The 2,679-nt window shown below is 58.3% G+C and carries 4 protein-coding genes and 1 pseudogene; all 5 read right to left on the reverse strand.

The annotated features are described in order from the left end of the window. Nucleotides 1-156 precede the first annotated feature (156 nt). Nucleotides 157-1,305 (reverse strand): tyrosine-type recombinase/integrase, encoded by a 1,149-nt coding sequence (locus ACOSYY_RS06830; protein ID WP_421661518.1) that lies wholly within the window; start codon nt 1,303-1,305, stop codon nt 157-159. Further along, entirely contained in the window at nt 1,302-1,562 is a 261-nt protein-coding gene (locus ACOSYY_RS06835) for a helix-turn-helix domain-containing protein (RefSeq protein WP_421661519.1), read from the reverse strand. Before ACOSYY_RS06835 ends, ACOSYY_RS06830 begins: the two co-directional genes overlap by 4 nt. A 313-nt stretch (nt 1,563-1,875) precedes the next feature. After that, the gene (locus ACOSYY_RS06840; protein WP_421661520.1) at nt 1,876-2,097 is read right to left on the reverse strand and encodes a hypothetical protein; all 222 of its coding nucleotides are present in this window, start codon (nt 2,095-2,097) and stop codon (nt 1,876-1,878) included. A 161-nt stretch (nt 2,098-2,258) separates the two neighbouring features. Continuing rightward, nucleotides 2,259-2,513, reverse strand: coding sequence for a hypothetical protein (locus ACOSYY_RS06845; protein WP_421661521.1), 255 nt, complete (start codon nt 2,511-2,513; stop codon nt 2,259-2,261). A gap of 16 nt (nt 2,514-2,529) precedes the next feature. Continuing rightward, nucleotides 2,530-2,679, reverse strand: a pseudogene (locus ACOSYY_RS06850) (DNA polymerase III subunit beta); the annotation flags it as partial.

The raw sequence follows: 2,679 nt of genomic DNA on the forward strand, positions 1-2,679 counted from the left end.
GTCAGGCAATCGAAGTCGCATCTACCGGAGGGATTTATCCGCCGGCGTCGATTACGGTAAGGCGTTGAAGAGCCGGCGGCTCACACGGAGTGTGGTATGGAGCTGGCGAGAGGAATCGAACCTCCAACCGGCGGTTTACAAAACCGTCACGGTGGCTCACGATCGCCGCAGCTGGCGCGGCTTCTGTCGCTGTGGTCCATTCGAGGTGTCGACCGATTGCCGACCCTCCCGTTTTCGGTGCTCCTCGACCACTGCACGGCCCGCCTCGACGAGATCCCGTTCCGAGATGATGTTGTATCGCTCGAATACTGAACGGGTCTTGTGTCCGCTGATCTGCATCGCCAGCTTATCCGGAACTCTCGCTCTGATCAAATTCCGAACAGCGGTTCTGCGGAAATCATGGCACCGTGGACCGATGAACCCGCGCTTGCCTATGTCAGGCTCATCGGGCTTTCTCCACCTGCCGAGGCCCGCTCTGACGCACGCGGTCATCCAGGCTGTCCTGATTGACCTGCAGTGACGACCTCGATACTGGCAGACCCAGAAACAGTTTGGGTGGCGACTCTGCATCCGACGCCGCCACGACCAGAGCGTGTCGTAGAGGTCGCCGCTCATGGCGACAAGGCGTGGCTCTCCGGACTTGGAGTCGGGGAGGTGGATATACACCACGCGCTCCTTGTGATCGAACCGAATCTGTGGCCATTCAAGGGCGTGGACTTCTCCTGACCGCATCCCGGTCCAATATTCGATGGTCACTGGGATCTTGGCGTGTTCTGGAAGAGCCTGGCGAATCTTCACAAACTCATCCCACTCTCTGAACCCTGAGCGAGGTTTTGCTTCGGCGAGATCTTTCCAGGCCGGCTTCCGTGAGATCAGAGGAGGGTCGGACTTGATACCGAGTGTGTAGCCACGGAGCAGAAAGCGGATCCGCCGGTTGCAGCGGGCTGGCGAAAGGTCACCCGCGATCCACTCGCGAGCCCAATCCTTCAGCATTTCGCCAGTGATGTCCTCGGCACGTTTCCCGCCGCACCAGTCTTTCCAAAACTTCGCGAGCTGTTTAGCCGACTTGAGGCTCTTGCGCGAATTATCGCTATAGTCTTGGATGACGCGCTCGACGAGCTGCTTGACTGTAGTGTCTGATGGCTGCGGCCAGCCAAATTGCTCGGCGAGCGTCCGGAGACGAAGGTCGGAAAGGACCTGCTCGGCGACACTTTTAGACCCATGGACAGTGCGGCGCACACGTGGGGCATGCCGGCGGGGCTGGAAGTCCACCAGCCATTTCCCTTCGCCGAGTTTCTTGATCATGCCGCACCGCGCCGCTTACGGTCTGACTGAGCGGCGGGATCATAGCATACTTTGTGGGATTCCTCGTACCTCTCCACGTCAGCAAGCGCGATGCGCCAGGGTGAGCGTGGCTTGTGGCCCAGACGAAAGGCCGGTATTCCATCAGGACGACCCAAGACCGCCCGATAGAGATAGTCGTCGGTCACCTGCCATCGGTCGGCAAGCTGCGCGACGGTGAGGAGGTGGCGGGTCGTCGTCTTTTGTGAGCGTATCGACATGGCCAATACCTACTCAGTTCGAAGGGTTAGTTCGGGAAGCACGGGTGCTGATTGAAGCGAGACCTCGGCTTGGGGTGCGAGGGCGCCTGCTCTCAGTATTACTGGAAGGAGGGCGAAGCGTATGGCTGCCGGATAGCTGCTCGGATGTGGTGCCATCCTTCAGTTTCTTGGGCCGGACGGGACAAGGGTGAAAAGATGCGCGTCCGTCGCCTGGCGCCAGGTTAGTCTAAGGCGTTCCAGTCGTAAAGGTGGGCATACAGGTCCAAGATAGATGAGCCGACGTTGAATGTTTTGGCGAAAAGTTGCCCGCATATCAGTTAGAGATCGACGAGGTGTCCGTATCCCGCTCATAACTGATGACAACGGTGAATCGAACGATTTTGTGTCTGATCTTTCTTATCCCTTCTCGTCTTTCCATCTGAGCAACGGCTAGGCGCAGAGCGGTCGAGAGCTTCTTGGCCTGCACATCAGCCACCTGCTTCGCATGCTTGGCCAGCGCTTGGTGAAATTGTCCCACAACATGGAACCGTTTCATGAGAGCACCTCGTGTGGTGGTATGCGCCCATCTCCAACTGATTGCTGCCCGGACATTGCTCTGAAGGGCCGTCAAAATCCGGTCAACCGGTCGAATGGCTGCTAGTTAGGATGAACTGAACGGAGATCTGGTGAGGCCCGCGACGACATTATGTCGGAGGATTAATCAAGGCTGGCCCAGTCGTACCGAAGAAGTTCTTCCTCGCTTTTCTTCTCCTTGCACAGAGCCCGAAGGGCTAGGACCGGCCGGCGAGCCCAGACATGAAGCGTGATCCTGGTGTAACCGTTTTGACCCTCGGTGCTTTGGAAGTGAACGACATACAGCCGCTGGCCCTGCTGATTGAGCCAGCCGGCCCGCCGGTATGAAGTCCACCCCCATGAGGCTGCGTTTGGTGATGGAGCCAGACCGGGCATCATCGCCTCCATAATATTATTAGCGGACCGGCATGATCACATGCTTCCACCGGCTATGGCTGTCTGGGCTCACAATGAGGCAGGGACTGACCGGTTCCTTCATATGTAGTTGAAGGCGCTTGGCCGGGCATGTCCGGAGCGCATCCAGCAGGTAGCGGGCGTTGAAGCC

This window comes from Nitrospira sp. BLG_2 (genome assembly GCF_049222245.1).

What these genes read in the sequence shown, in the direction of transcription:
- ACOSYY_RS06845 (WP_421661521.1), bottom strand. Translation starts at nt 2,513, where the DNA reads ATGATGCCCGGTCTGGCTCCATCACCAAACGCAGCCTCATGGGGGTGG.
- ACOSYY_RS06835 (WP_421661519.1), bottom strand. Translation starts at nt 1,562, where the DNA reads ATGTCGATACGCTCACAAAAGACGACGACCCGCCACCTCCTCACCGTC.
- ACOSYY_RS06840 (WP_421661520.1), bottom strand. Translation starts at nt 2,097, where the DNA reads ATGAAACGGTTCCATGTTGTGGGACAATTTCACCAAGCGCTGGCCAAG.
- ACOSYY_RS06830 (WP_421661518.1), bottom strand. Translation starts at nt 1,305, where the DNA reads ATGATCAAGAAACTCGGCGAAGGGAAATGGCTGGTGGACTTCCAGCCC.